Source organism: Collinsella tanakaei, from assembly GCF_016902615.1.
Classification (GTDB): domain Bacteria; phylum Actinomycetota; class Coriobacteriia; order Coriobacteriales; family Coriobacteriaceae; genus Collinsella; species Collinsella tanakaei_A.
Genome location: NZ_JACJMB010000005.1, coordinates 21,458 through 34,563, shown reverse-complemented (window position 1 = coordinate 34,563; position 13,106 = coordinate 21,458). Strand labels below are relative to the sequence as shown.

Annotated in this window: 11 protein-coding genes; all 11 read right to left on the bottom strand. The window is 68.6% G+C overall.

Annotation, left to right across the window (positions count from 1 at the left end; translation table 11 throughout):
* Nucleotides 1–213: 213 nt before the first annotated feature.
* Nucleotides 214–1,956, bottom strand: coding sequence for a [FeFe] hydrogenase, group A (locus tag H6A21_RS02800; RefSeq protein WP_204560071.1), 1,743 nt, complete (start codon nucleotides 1,954–1,956; stop codon nucleotides 214–216).
* Entirely contained in the window at nucleotides 1,950–3,779 is a 1,830-nt protein-coding gene (locus H6A21_RS02795; RefSeq protein ID WP_204560070.1) for an NAD(P)-binding protein, read from the bottom strand. The genes H6A21_RS02800 and H6A21_RS02795 overlap by 7 nt, the downstream gene beginning before the upstream one ends.
* Nucleotides 3,780–4,091: 312 nt before the next feature.
* The gene (gene recO / locus H6A21_RS02790; protein ID WP_204560069.1) at nucleotides 4,092–4,844 is read right to left on the bottom strand and encodes a DNA repair protein RecO; all 753 of its coding nucleotides are present in this window, start codon (nucleotides 4,842–4,844) and stop codon (nucleotides 4,092–4,094) included.
* Between the two features lie 48 nt (nucleotides 4,845–4,892).
* On the bottom strand, nucleotides 4,893–6,032 hold the full coding sequence (gene era, locus H6A21_RS02785; RefSeq protein ID WP_204560068.1) for a GTPase Era: 1,140 nt from the start codon (nucleotides 6,030–6,032) through the stop codon (nucleotides 4,893–4,895).
* Between the two features lie 15 nt (nucleotides 6,033–6,047).
* Nucleotides 6,048–6,428 (bottom strand): diacylglycerol kinase family protein, encoded by a 381-nt coding sequence (locus H6A21_RS02780; protein WP_204560067.1) that lies wholly within the window; start codon nucleotides 6,426–6,428, stop codon nucleotides 6,048–6,050.
* Nucleotides 6,429–6,437: 9 nt separating this feature from the next.
* Entirely contained in the window at nucleotides 6,438–6,950 is a 513-nt protein-coding gene (ybeY, locus tag H6A21_RS02775) for an rRNA maturation RNase YbeY (RefSeq protein ID WP_204560066.1), read from the bottom strand.
* Nucleotides 6,931–7,935 carry a PhoH family protein gene (locus H6A21_RS02770; protein ID WP_204560065.1) on the bottom strand — a complete coding sequence of 335 codons (1,005 nt, stop codon included), beginning with the start codon at nucleotides 7,933–7,935 and terminating at the stop codon, nucleotides 6,931–6,933. Before H6A21_RS02770 ends, ybeY begins: the two co-directional genes overlap by 20 nt.
* A gap of 30 nt (nucleotides 7,936–7,965) precedes the next feature.
* Complete coding sequence (locus tag H6A21_RS02765; protein ID WP_342636037.1) at nucleotides 7,966–9,255, bottom strand: MiaB/RimO family radical SAM methylthiotransferase; 1,290 nt, start codon at nucleotides 9,253–9,255, stop codon at nucleotides 7,966–7,968.
* 6 nt (nucleotides 9,256–9,261) lie between these two features.
* Complete coding sequence (gene dnaJ / locus H6A21_RS02760) at nucleotides 9,262–10,407, bottom strand: molecular chaperone DnaJ (protein WP_204560064.1); 1,146 nt, start codon at nucleotides 10,405–10,407, stop codon at nucleotides 9,262–9,264.
* Nucleotides 10,408–10,512: 105 nt separating this feature from the next.
* On the bottom strand, nucleotides 10,513–11,613 hold the full coding sequence (locus tag H6A21_RS02755; protein ID WP_204560063.1) for a DnaJ domain-containing protein: 1,101 nt from the start codon (nucleotides 11,611–11,613) through the stop codon (nucleotides 10,513–10,515).
* 138 nt (nucleotides 11,614–11,751) lie between these two features.
* Nucleotides 11,752–12,951: a radical SAM family heme chaperone HemW gene (gene hemW / locus H6A21_RS02750; protein WP_204560062.1), complete on the bottom strand. Its 1,200-nt coding sequence runs from the start codon at nucleotides 12,949–12,951 to the stop codon at nucleotides 11,752–11,754.
* Nucleotides 12,952–13,106 lie beyond the last annotated feature (155 nt).

The window sequence follows — 13,106 nt, the reverse complement described above, 5'->3', positions numbered from 1 at the left end:
GGCCTGCGCCAGCAGAGACGGTACCCCAGTGGCGCCCCCGAGCAGCCGCGCCCATTGTCTTCGTGCAAAAGGCACACGAAAGCCGGCTTCGTGTGCCTTTTGCACGAAGACAATGTTTGGTGGTGCAGGAAACCGCCGCCCGAACATGAGAAGGCCGCGGCCGGAGACGCTCCTTTGGCCGCGGCCGCGGCCTCAACAGGCAAAGCAGTGGGGCTACTTCCCCATCTCCCATGCCGCATGGTCGGTGTGCAGCAGCTCCTCGGCGCGCTCGGAGAGCGGCTCACCCAGGTAGTCGGCGTAGAGCGTCTGCACGCTCGGGTTCTCGTGGCTGAAGCGCAGCGGCGCCGCGGCGTCAAGTCCCCACAAGACGTCGCCGCGCTCGCCGGCAAGCTCGCATCCGTCGTGGATGGGCTGCCCGCCGCCGCCCACGCAGCCGCCCGGGCACGCCATGATCTCGACGAAGTCGTAGGAGACCTCGCCGGCGCGCAGGGCCTCGATGAGCTTGTGCGCGTTGCCCAGACCATGCGCCACGGCCACGCGCAGGGGCACCCCGGCCAGATCGAAGGTCTTCTCCTTCCAGCCGTCAAGCCCGCGCACACCGGAAAACGCATCCGGGTCGGGGTTCTCGCCGGTCGCCAGGAAATAGGCGGAGCGCAGTGCCGCGTCCATGACACCGCCGGTCGCACCGAAGATCACCGCGGCGCCCGTGCCCGCGCCGAGCGGCTGGTCGAGCTCGCTTTCCTCCAGCGTGCACGGGTCGATATGCGCCGCGCGGATCATGCGGTCGATCTCGCGCACGGTGAGCACCACGTCCACATCGGGCTCGCCCGTCTCGCCGACCATGGTCGGCAGCGCCGCCTCGGCCTTCTTCGCCAAGCAGGGCATGACCGACACGCTGAAGATCATCGAGGGGTCCACGCCGAGGGCCTCGGCGTAGTAGGTCTTCGCCACGGCGCCGAACATCTGCTGCGGCGACTTGGAGGTCGAGATCTGGTCGAGCATGTCGGGGTAATGCGACTTGGCGTAGCGGATCCACCCCGGGCAGCAGGAGGTGAACATGGGGAAGCGGATGGGCTCCCCGCCCGGCTCGCCGGCGCGGCGCACGCGCTCGAGCAGCTCGGAGCCCTCCTCCATGATGGTGAGGTCGGCGGAGAAGTTCGTGTCGAACACGTAGTCGAACCCCATCTGGCGCAGCGCGCTCGCCAGGCGCTTGACCGTGGCGTCCTCGCGTGCAAGGCCGAGCGACTCGCCCCACGCGGTGCGCACGGCCGGCGCGATCTGCACGAGGCAGATCTTCTCGGGATCCTCGATGGCGTCGAAGACGCGGTCCGTGTCGTCGCGCTCGCGCAACGCGCCGGTCGGGCAGTGCGTGATGCACTGGCCGCACAGGGCACAGTCCGTCTCGGCCAGCGCGCGGCCGCCCGCGACGTTCACCGAGGCGTGGCTCGCACGGCTCGTCAAGGCCCACACGCCCGTCGCCTGGACGTTCTCGCAAACCTGGATGCACCGCAGGCACTTGATGCACTTGTCGTTGTCGCGGATGAGCGGGAAGGCGGTGTCGGAGTGGAAGCCCTCGAGGTGCTTGGCGTAGGGCAGATGGGTGATGCCTAGGTCGTTGGCGAGCGACTGCAGGGAGCAGTTGCCCGAGCGCACGCAACTCGTGCACTCGGAGCTGTGCTGAGAGAGCAGAAACTCCACGTTCGTCTTGCGCGCGATGCGGGCGCGCCGGCTGTTCGTGTGGACGATCATGCCGTCGAGCACGTAGTTGTTGCACGCGGCCACGAGCTGGTCGATGCCCTCGACCTCCACCACGCACACGCGGCACGCGCCGACCTCGTTCACGTCGCGCAGGTAGCACAGCGTCGGGATCTTGATGCCCGCGCTCGCGGCGGCATCGAGAATCGTCGTGTGCTCGGGTACCTCGACCTCGCGGTCGTCGATGATGAGCTTTACCACTGGAAGTTCCTCCCCCCACGGAACGCACCGAAGCCGAAGTGGTCGCAGCGCAGGCAGCGCGAGGCCTCCTGGTGCGCCTCCTGCTCGGTGAGGCCGATCTCGGCCATCTCGAAGTCACCCACGCGCTCGGCGGCGTCGCGCTCCTTGAGCTCGCAGCGCCCGCACAGGCGCTTGCCCTTGAACTGGACGGGCGGCAGCTCGACCTCGAGCAGAACCTTGTGGTCGAAGCCGAGGTAATGGTCGATGTTGGCCGCGGCGACCTTGCCGGCGTTGATGGCGCGGATGACCGTTGCGGGACCGGTCTGGCAGTCGCCACCCGAGTAGAGGCCGGCGAACCCGTGCACGGCGCCCTCGGTGTCGGTGACGATGCGGCCGCGCGAACAGGGGATGCCCATGGCCTCGAAGGGGGCCGAGTCGATGTCCTGGCCGATGGCCACGATCACGCGGTCGCAGGCGATGAGCCGCTCGGGCGCGTCGGCGGCACGCGGCGCGGGACGTCCCCAGCGCGGCTCACCGATAATCTGCGGCTGGACGACGACGCCCGCCACGCGCCCGTCGGCCCCGACCTCGATGCGCACCGGGGCGTTCAGCTCCATGATCTGACAGCCCTCCGCCTCCGCGCCGGCGATCTCGGCATCCTGTGCGGTCATGTCGCAGATGCGGCGGCGATAGGCGATGATGATCTTCTCGGCGCCAAGGCGCACGCTCGAGCGCGCGACGTCCATGGCCACGTTGCCGCCGCCGACGACGACGACGCGCTCGCCGGAAAAGTCCGGCATCTCGCCGTCGCCGATGGCGCGCAGCATCTGAACCGCCGACACGACGCCCTCGGCATCCTCGCCGGCAAGCCCCAGCTTCTTGTCGCTATGGGCACCGATGGCGAGATAGACCGCATCGAACTCGTCGCGCAGGCGGGCGAGCTCCTGCCCGTCCACGGCGTGCTCGAGCTCGACGTCGATGCCGCAGTCGAGGATCCACTGGATCTCGGCGTCGAGGTCCTCGCGCGGCAGGCGGTAGCTCGGGATGCCGTAGCGCAGCATGCCGCCCAGATGGCGGCGCTGCTCGAAGATGGTGACCTTATGCCCCATGATGGCGAGGTAGTAGGCGCAGCTGATGCCCGCAGGGCCGCCGCCGACGACGGCGATGCGCTTGCCGGTCGCCTTCGCGATCCAGGGGCGGTAGTCACATTCCATATGATCGGTCGCGAAGCGCTTGAGCGCGAGGATGTTCAGCGGGTCGTCCACGATCCCGCGGCGGCAGTGCATCTCGCAGGGGTGCTCGCACACCCTGCCGCAGACGATGGGCAGCGGGTTGTCCTTGCGGATGAGTTTCACCGCATCGGTGTAGCGGCCAGCCTCCACGAGCGAGATGTAACCCGGGATGTCGACGTTTGCCGGGCAGCCCGCCACGCAGGGCACGCGCTCGTTCTCGTCGAACCCGCAGGCGTGCTCGCGCACATGGTGCTCGAAGTCATCCCGAAAGCCGCGCACGGCCATGAGGGCCATGGAGCCCGCCTCGTAGCCGATGGCGCAGTCGGCGGACAGGTAGATGGTGTTGGCGGTCTTCTCGATCAGATCGATCGTCTCGGGCGTGGCGCGGTTCGCGAGCACGTCCTCGAGCAGGTCGGCCAGGGCCTTGAGGCCCACACGGCAAGGCGTGCACTTGCCGCAGCTCTGCGTGGCGCACAGGTTCACGAGCGCAGCGGTGAACTCGACCGGGCAGGGCGCGAGCGAGCGCGCGGCGAGCCGGCGGCCGAGCGCATCGTGCAGGTCGTCCATGACGGCCTGGGCGTGGCTGCGCTCCATGACATGAAGTCGTGCCATAGATATCTCCCCTCTGATAGTTTCAATAAGTTTTTATTACAGAGGGGCACGTGCGCACGCGGACTTTCCCTAGACGGACGAAAAAGCCGTGTGAACGTATACCTGAGGATTTTAATTGCGCATACCTGATGGATGAGAAGCTGTGCTGCAGAACATGCCCGATCGGCACCTGAACCATACGACTAAACTCGATAACTTTTTATTGCACAGGCGCTCGAAGCACGGCGGCATCCAGGTTATCGAGCGATGGCATGAGAAGTGGCGCCCGCAGCGCGTCGAGCCGTCGTAAGGCCCGCCTGGCAGGCGCCCCCCTCAGCGCCCGAGCATGAACTCCAGGGCGCGCAGGCGCGCATCGAGATGCGTGGCCGCCCACAGGTGCGACAGCGCGAGCAGAAACGTCGCCTGCATCATGTCGATCGGCGCCGCCGCGAGCTCGTCCAGGCGCAGCGCAAGCAGCGCGCGCAGCCAGTCGACGGTCGCAGCGGAGACCTCCTCGGCGCCCGCGACGCTCGCTGCGCACGATGCGCACAGAAGGCCGCCCGCCGTGGCGGAAAAATAGCTCAGGCGCTCGTCGCCGCACAGCACGCAGCCGGACAGGTCGGGTCGGTACCCGATGTGCGACAGCAGCTTGAAGATATAGGCCGCCACGACCACGTCGAGGTGCACCGCATCGGTCGCGCCGTCGCCTGCCACCTCGAGCGCCCGGGCGGCGATGGCGAAGCAGAACGGATCCTCGGCGTCCTCGTAGCTGCAGAGCTTCGCGACCTCGGCGATGGCGCTCGCGGCGCACATCCGCTCGTAGGTGGGACCGGCACCGAGCGGGGCGCGCAAAAGCTCGGCCTGCGAGACGACGTCGAGGGTGCGTCCGCGCGCGAGCAGGAGGTCGGCCGTGCAGAACAGCTCGCAGCGGGCGGCAAGGCGCGCCCCCGGCTTGCGGGCGCCCTTCGCCACCGCCCGAACCTGGCGGCCGCTCTCCGCGAGCAGCGTCAAGATCAGGTCGTAGTCCTTGAGCTTCACCTTGTCGAGCACGATGGCCCGCGTCCGATATGTCTTCGATCCCGCCATGGCAGACACCGCGGCGCGGCCGGGTGTGCGACCCGCCGCGCCGTGCGGCTACTCCTCGAAGGCGTAGCCCATCGAGCGGATGGCGCGCATGTCGTCGCGCCAGCCCGCGCGGACCTTCACGTCGAGCTCGAGATGCACCTTGCAGCCGAACAAGCGCTCCAGGTCATGGCGCGCATCGGTGCCGATGTGCTTGACCATCTCGCCGCGGCGGCCGATCAGGATGCCTTTTTGGCCCTCGCGCTCCACATAGATCGTCGCATGGATGCGGGCGAGCTTCTTGGTGCGCTCGAAGTGGTCGCACACCACACCGACCGAATGCGGCACCTCCTCGCGCGTGCGCAGCAGGACCTTCTCGCGCACGAACTCCGCCACCTGCGTGGCGTCGTCGGTATCGGTGTCCATGCCCTCGGGATACCAGCGCGGACCCTCGGGCAGGTAGCGCGCCACGGTCTCGATGAACGGCTCCACGTTGAAGCCCTCGGCCGCGGACACGACGATCTCGTCATCGAAGTCGACGAGTTCGTGGGCGCGCGCGAGCTGCTCGAGCATCTGCTTCTGGTCGACCTTGTCAGCCTTGGTGAGCACGAGGATCTTCACGGCAGGCGAGGTGCGCACGCGCTCGGCGACCCACTCGTCGCCGCGGCCGATGGGCGCCGACGCGTCGATGGTGAACGCCACGACGTCCACGTCGCCGAGCTCCGCCAGCGCGCTGCGGTTGAGCTCGGAGCCCAGGCCGTCTTTGGGCTTGTGGATGCCGGGCGTGTCGACGAAGACGAGCTGGAAGCCCTCGCGGTTCACGACCGCGCGCATGCGGCGGCGCGTCGTCTGGGCGACGGGCGACGTGATGGCGACCTTCGAGCCGAAGCACGCGTTGAGCAGCGTCGACTTGCCCGCGTTCGGGCGCCCGACGAGCGCCACGAAACCGCTGCGGAAACCCGCCGGGGCATCTCCCGCCACAAGGCCGAAGGCGGCACCCGCCTCCTCGTCTGCCAGCGCGTCGAGCTCCTCGTCGGAAAGGTCGGCGAAGGGGTCGAGGTCCTCCACCTCCTCGATGTCATCCTCCTCGGGCGCGGCATCGTCGGCGAAGGCCTCCGCGGGCGCTGCCGCCCCATCGGCGGCGGCGTCCTCTGCTACCTCAGGCAGGGTGTCCTCGGTGCGGGTTTCGATATCCTCGTGCAGATCGGCCATGGCTCCTCTTCTCGGTTAGGCGATAAACCCCAGCGCGCGGGCGAACACGATGAGCCCGACGACCGCTGCGGTGATGGACAGGGTGTAGACGCTCGCGGCGGCGATGTCCTTCGCGCGCTTCGCGAGCGGGTGGAGCTCGCTGGTGGCCAGGTCGACCACGGCCTCCACGGCGGTGTTGATGAGCTCGGCGAACAGCACCATCCCGATGCAGAGCGCAACGAGACACCAGCTCAGAAGGTCGATCTTGAGCACGATGCCGGCGATGATGGCGCCAAGCCCGATGACGATCATGACCTTGATGTTGCGCTCGGTGCGCACCGCGGTGACGAAGCCCTCGATGGCATAGCCGAACGAGCGGATGAAGGACGGATGGTCCTTGTCGGAGCCGGGAATCATGGCGCTGCCCTACCGTTCGCCGTGATGGCGAGTCGTGGGGCCGATACGCACGGTGTCGGGGTCCTCACCGCGCTCGGAGGCGAGCGCACGCAGGATCTCCTCCTCGCGCGCCTCCATCGCGGCGGCCTCCTCATCGTCGAGATGGTCGTAGCCGAGCAGGTGCAGCAGGCCGTGCACGAGCATGAGGCGGCATTCCTCGGCAGGCGTCGCGTCGAACTCGGGCGCCTGGTGCGCGATGACGCCGGGAGCCAAGATCACGTCGCCCAGCTCCACCGACTCACCCTGCGGGATATCCTCGTCGAACGGCGAATCGCACTCGAAGGACAGCACGTCGGTCGGCGCGTCGATCTGGCGCCAGGTGCTGTTGAGGCCGCGCATCTCCTCGTCGTCCACGAACGAGACGGAGACCTCCACCGGGCGCTCGACGCCCTCGTGCGCCAGCGTCGCGGCGACGGCGGCCTCGATGTCGCGATCGGAGATGAGCGTATCGAGCTCAGCGTCGTTACTGATGAGCACGCCCATGGCGTCCTCCCTCCCAGGCGCGGCCGGCATCGGCATGCGCCTCCTCGTAGGCGTCATAGGCCTCGACGATGCGCCCCACGAGCGCGTGGCGCACGACGTCGGACCGGTTGAGATGGATGAAGGCGACATCGTCCACCCCGGCGAGGATCTCCTCGATATCGGTGAGGCCCCCGCGGCGGCCGGGCAAGTCGCGCTGGGTGGTGTCGCCCGTGATGATGAACTTGGAGTTGAACCCCAGGCGCGTCAGGAACATCTTCATCTGCTCGGGCGTGGTGTTCTGCGCCTCGTCGAGCACCACGATGGCGTCGTTCAGCGTGCGACCGCGCATGTAGGCGAGCGGGGCGATCTCGATGACGCCCTGCTCCACAAGGGCGTAGCCGCGCTCCATATCCGTCATGTCGAACAGCGCGTCGAAAAGCGGGCGCACATACGGGTCGATCTTCTCCTGCAGCGTGCCGGGCAGAAAGCCCAGGTTCTCGCCGGCCTCCACGACCGGACGCGTGAGCACGATGCGACCGACCTCGTGGCGCTTGAGCGCCGCCACGGCGATAGCCATGGCGAGATAGGTCTTTCCCGTACCGGCAGGGCCCATGCAAAACGTCAGCGTGTTGTTCCGGATGGCGTCGATATAGCGCTTCTGGCCGATCGTCTTGGGCCGGATGGCGTGACCGCGGTACGTCAGCAGGATGTCGTCGGAAAGGGCCGAGAGGTCCGAGCGCGACATGCGCAGCGCATCGAGCGCACGCACCGCGTCGTCGGGCGTGACGGGCACGCCGTGCGAGGCGTCGCGCATGAGGTTCGTGAAGAGCCGCGTGACAAGCTCCACCTCGTCGGGGGCGCCCGCGAGCGAGATGGCGTCGCCGCGCAGCGTCACGCACGCGCTCGTGCGCTCCTCGACGGCGCGCAGCACAGCATCGCCCGCGCCCGTGATCGCCGCGGGGTCGAGCCCCTCCGGAATGGACAGTCGCACCTTGGCAGAATCCATGGTCCCCCTTCGTATCGCGCGCGTCCGCGCCTAGGCGCGGACGCGTCCGTGCAGGATGCCCTCCTCGTCAGCATACATGATAGCAACGTCGGCGATCGTGCCGACCGCGAGGTCGGCAGGCTCGTCGATGATCACGCGATGGAACGACCCGAGCGTGCCGCGCCCGGGGTACTCCACGACCGCGCGCTCGACCGTCCCGATCCGGCGCGCGGCATCGGCCCGCGAGCTTTCGGCAACGTCGGCACGGATCGTCGCCGAGCGCTCCGCCATGACCGAGGGAGCCACCTGACCCTCCATCGTCGCGGCGGGGGTGCCGGGGCGCGCGCTGTAGCGGAACACGTGCAGACGCGCGAAGCCGAGCCGGGAGACGAGCTCGCGGGTGGCCTCGAACTCCTCGTCGGTCTCACCGGGAAAGCCGACGATGAGGTCGCCGGAAAGCGCGAGCGCCGGCAGCGTCTCGCGCATGCGGCAGACGAGCTCCACGAGGTCGTCTGCGGTGTAGGGTCTGCCCATGCGCGACAGTGTCGCGGTGCAGCCCGACTGGATGGGAAGGTGGATGAACGGCGCCACGCGCCGCGGGTTTGCCGCCATCCGCTCGATGAGGGCATCCGAGACGTCCATGGGCTCAACCGACGACAGGCGCACGTGGGGGATGTCGGTGCGCTCGAGCACCGCGTCGACGAGCCCCGCGATGTCGACGGGCGCGCCGGCGGCATCGAGGTCGCGGTAGGCGCCCAGGTTCACACCCGTGAGCACGAGCTCGGGGATGCCAGCCGCAACCGCCGCGCGCACCTCTTCGAGCACGTCCTCGACGGCGCGCGAGCGCTCGGGGCCACGCGCCTTCCACACGATGCAGTACGTGCAGCGGTTGTTGCAGCCGTCCTGCACCTTGATGCCCAGACGGCAGCGGCCGCCGGTGATGGCGGCAAGGTCGGTCGTTCCCGCATCGTCCGCAACCGGTGCCCCATACCAGCCGAGGGCGTCCGCGGCGACGTGCGCCACCTTCGTCTTCAGCGGCTCCACGATCACGCGATCGCCGAGCGCCGCGAGCGCTTCGGGATGCAGGTTCACCGCGCAGCCGGTCGCCACCACGTAGGGGCGGGCTGGCAGGCCCAGCGCGTGGCGGACGGCCTTGCGGGTCTTCGCCTCGGCCTCGCCCGTGACGGCGCAGGTGTTGATGATGACGAGGTCCGCCGCGTCCTCGTCGGCAAGCGTGAAACCCCACCGCGCGAGGTCGGCGGACATGCGGTCGCTCTCGACGCGGTTCACCCGGCAACCGAGATTCACGACGGCGACGGTCGGTGCGCTTATATCCTCCACGGCGACCTACTCGAGGATGTCGTCGATGGCGTCGCGGATGCGGTCGCCCACGGTCTTGCGCGGCGCGGTCGTCTCGCCCATGGCCTCGGCAAAGCGCTCGAGCGCCTCGCGCTGGGGACCGGTGAGCTTTTCGGGCACGCGCACGGCGGCGCGCACGATCAGGCGCCCGCGCGTTCCGGGGGCGCCGGAGCACGGCATGCCGTAGCCGTCCACGGTGATGGCGTCGCCGAACTGCGTACCGGCCGGGATCTCGACCTTCACGCGCTCGTCGTCGAGGATGCCCGCGACCTCGACCGTGCAGCCGAGCGCGGCGCTCGCCATGGGCACGTCGACGGTGCAGAACAGGTCGTCGCCGCTGCGCTGGAACCGGTCGTGCTCGGCCACCTGGACGGAGACGATCAGGTCGCCCGACGGCGCGCCGCGGAAGCCCGCCTCGCCGTAGCCGCGCACGCGCAGCTGGCGGCCGGAGGCGATGCCCGCCGGCACCTCGATGTCGATCTTCTCGTGGGTTGGCATACGGCCCTGGCCGCCGCACATGTCGCAGGGGCGGTCGATGACGGTGCCGTCGCCGTGGCACTCCGGGCACGGCGAGCTCGACTGGACCTGGCCGAAGATGGAGCGCTGGACCGTCGTCACGAAACCCGTGCCGTGGCAGCGCGGGCACTGCTTCTCCTTCGCCCCGTCCGCGCCGCCCGTGCCGTGGCAGTCCTCGCAGGTGGAGAGGCGGTCGTAGCTGACGGTCTTCGTGCAGCCGCGCGCCGCCTCCTCGAGCGTGACGGTGAGCGTGATGGCCATGTCGCGGCCGTGGGTGCGGCGCGCGGTGCCGCCGCCGCGCGACGAGCCGCCGCCGAAGAAGGACGAGAAGATGTCGTCCATCCCCATGCCGCCGAAGATGTCGGAGAAGTCGACGTAGCCCGAGCCCATGCCGGGACCGTCAGCGGAGCCGAAGCGGTCGTAGTTCGCGCGCTTCTGCTCATCGGAGAGCACCGAGTAGGCCTCGTTGACCTCTTTGAACTTGGCCTCGGCATCCGGGTCGTCGGACACGTCCGGATGGACCTCGCGCGCCTTCTTCAGAAACGCGCGCTTGATCGTGCGCTGGTCGGCATCGCGCTCGACGCCCAGCACCTCGTAGTAATCCCTTTTCTCCGCCACGACGGAATTCCTCCCCCATCACATTGCAACCGTGGCCGCATGGGCCGCATCAGATATACCCAACGTATCGCGCGCGCATCACCCGCCGCGCGTCCAGAGCGCTCGCTACATCATCCGGTAGGGCATGAACATGCCGCGCGAGCACGACGCGAAGCTCACGGAGATGAACGCGAGCAAAAGGCCGTTCGCACAGCCGCCCACCATCTGGGAGAAGCCGCGCTTCCACCACAGCATGTTGCGCCCGCGGATGCCGCCGCGCACGATCATGGAGATACCCAGTATGAGCGGGACGATGCAGATGACGGCAAACAGCGTGAGCACGCCCGAGACCGCCGAGAGCACCAAGAACGGCAGGATGAACCCGATGAGGTAGAACCCCTGGCGCGCCGGCCCCTCCAGGCGCTCGGCAGCCACGTGCGCGCGGCCCACAAGGTCGCCGCCCGCCGCCCCGTTCGTGCCGGCGTGCCCCATCGCCTTCACGCGGACGGTGTCGCCGTCGTGCGTGCCCGCCGGGAACTCCACGACCGCCTCGGTCACCACCGGCGTGCGGCCAGAGCCCCCGCAATCGGGACACGGGTCGGAGATCACGCGGCCCGAGCCGCCGCACTCGGGGCAGACCGTCTGGAACGTGCCCGCGCCGAAGAGGAACGACAGGTCGACCTCGACGGTGCCGGTGCCCCCGCACGACGGGCAGGTGTGCGCCTGGGCGCTCGAGACCGACCCCGAACCGTGGCAGCGGTCGCACGGCTCGTAGCGACGGTACTTGACCGCGCGGCGCGCCCCGTGCTTGGCCTGCTCGACGGTAAGCTCCACATCGACGACGACGTCGGCGCCCGTCTCGGGATTATACGCGGAGGCCGCGCGGCGACGCTGGCCTGCGGCCCCGCCGAACGGAAAGCCGTCGAAGGGTGAGCCCGTATAGCCGCCCGCACCGGCGTAGCCGCCGCCGTAGGGCGTGGAGCTCGGGGCGCCCGCGAAGGGGTTGCCCGAGCGCATGGCATCGTAGCGTGCACGCTTCTGCTCATCGGAGAGCACGGCGTAAGCCTCGGAGACCTCCTTGAACTTCTCCTCCGCATCGGGCGCCTTGTTGACATCCGGATGGAGTTTGCGGGCCTTCTGCTGGAAGGCCTTCTGGATATCGCGCGCGCTGGCGTCCTTGGGCACGCCGAGAATCGCGTAGTAGTCTTTTTCGTTCATCGTGGCCATGTGGCTGAAAGATTCCTCCTGGAAGGTTCTAAAGAAACTGCTCTATTGTACCGAACCGTGCGTTTATCTATTCACACCCCACGATACTTGCAGACAACCTCGGATATCCGGGCGCCCGGCGTGATCCAGACTGAGCGATCAGCAGGAGGCCAGATTCCACAACAGCCCATAGAGCTCGTTGCCCAGCAGCCACCCGTCATGCGTCGGCGCGAGGCGATGGGAGCCATCCGCATCTGCCCAGACGGCAAGGCCGCGGTGCAGGGCCTCATCGACCGCAGCGTCGAGCGCGCCGGCGCCGATGACCTCACGGGCGCGCGCGAGCAGCCCCTCGTCCACCCCGCGCGCCATCCGCATGCCGAGCATGAGATCCTCCGCGGCAGCCTCGCGAGCAGTCATCTCCTCGACATCGTAGGCAGGCGCATCCGCGCCGACGCCGGGCAGCGCGTCGGTTGTCTGGACGAAGCGGATGCGCGCCGCGGTATCGCAGGCGGCCGGCAGGCCGAGCACCTCGCGCAGGCTTCCGTAGGTCGCGCGGTCGAGCATGCTCGCCGCAGACCGGCCGAGGCCCAGATAGCTCTTGCCCGTCCAATACGCGATGTTGTGCGCGCATTCCGCACCCGGCCGCGCGTAGCTCGCCACCTCGTAGGGGTGCATGCCCGCCCCCATCAGCCGGCGCCTCGCCTCCTCCATGCACCAGGCCTGGAAGTCCTCATCGGGCTCTACCAGCGCCCCGCGCGAGACCTTCGAGGCAAACGGGGTACCCTCCTCGATGGTCAGCGGATAGACCGACACGTGAGAGACCTCCGTCGCGACTGCGGCCTCCAGCGAGGCGCCCCAGCTCGTCTCGGTCTGAAGCGGGATGCCGCACATGAGGTCGCACGACACGGCGAGCCCTGCAGCGCGCGCGGCCGCGATCGCCTGCCGGGCGGTGTCCGCGCTATGCAGGCGCCCCAGCGCGCGCAGCTCCCTGTCATCGAAGCTCTGGACGCCGAGCGAGACGCGGGTCGCACCCACTTCGGCAAGCCGTGCCGCCAACTCCGCTGAAAACGACTCCGGGTTCGCCTCGCACGAGAACTCGACGAGCTCCGGCGCCGCGGCACGCACCGCCCGCACGATCTCGACCAGGCCCTCCCCCAGCACGCTCGGCGTACCGCCGCCGATATAGGCCGTCCGGCACCATGCGAGCGCACCTGCCGTCCCGAGCCGCTCGATGCAGGCCGCCATCGCGCGCGCAAAGGCATCGTAGGCGGCACCATCCCGGCAAGCCCTCGAATCGAAATCGCAGTACAGGCACCGGGCATGGCAAAACGGCACATGGATGTAGAGAGCATCGACCATACGCGTATCTCCTCAAGAAAGCTCGACGGCAGGCCCACACAATCGGACGCCACCGCATGGTGCAAGGGCACCTGGCAGCCCTGTTGACAGCACCCCTGTTTCGGCAGCTATAGCATACACGCTGCCATCATAGCGACGAATCATGGGAGCTCTGC

What these genes read in the sequence shown, in the direction of transcription:
- H6A21_RS02770 (WP_204560065.1), bottom strand. Translation starts at nt 7,935, where the DNA reads ATGGATTCTGCCAAGGTGCGACTGTCCATTCCGGAGGGGCTCGACCCC.
- H6A21_RS02780 (WP_204560067.1), bottom strand. Translation starts at nt 6,428, where the DNA reads ATGATTCCCGGCTCCGACAAGGACCATCCGTCCTTCATCCGCTCGTTC.
- ybeY (WP_204560066.1), bottom strand. Translation starts at nt 6,950, where the DNA reads ATGGGCGTGCTCATCAGTAACGACGCTGAGCTCGATACGCTCATCTCC.
- hemW (WP_204560062.1), bottom strand. Translation starts at nt 12,951, where the DNA reads ATGGTCGATGCTCTCTACATCCATGTGCCGTTTTGCCATGCCCGGTGC.
- H6A21_RS02795 (WP_204560070.1), bottom strand. Translation starts at nt 3,779, where the DNA reads ATGGCACGACTTCATGTCATGGAGCGCAGCCACGCCCAGGCCGTCATG.
- era (WP_204560068.1), bottom strand. Translation starts at nt 6,032, where the DNA reads ATGGCCGATCTGCACGAGGATATCGAAACCCGCACCGAGGACACCCTG.
- recO (WP_204560069.1), bottom strand. Translation starts at nt 4,844, where the DNA reads ATGGCGGGATCGAAGACATATCGGACGCGGGCCATCGTGCTCGACAAG.
- H6A21_RS02755 (WP_204560063.1), bottom strand. Translation starts at nt 11,613, where the DNA reads ATGGCCACGATGAACGAAAAAGACTACTACGCGATTCTCGGCGTGCCC.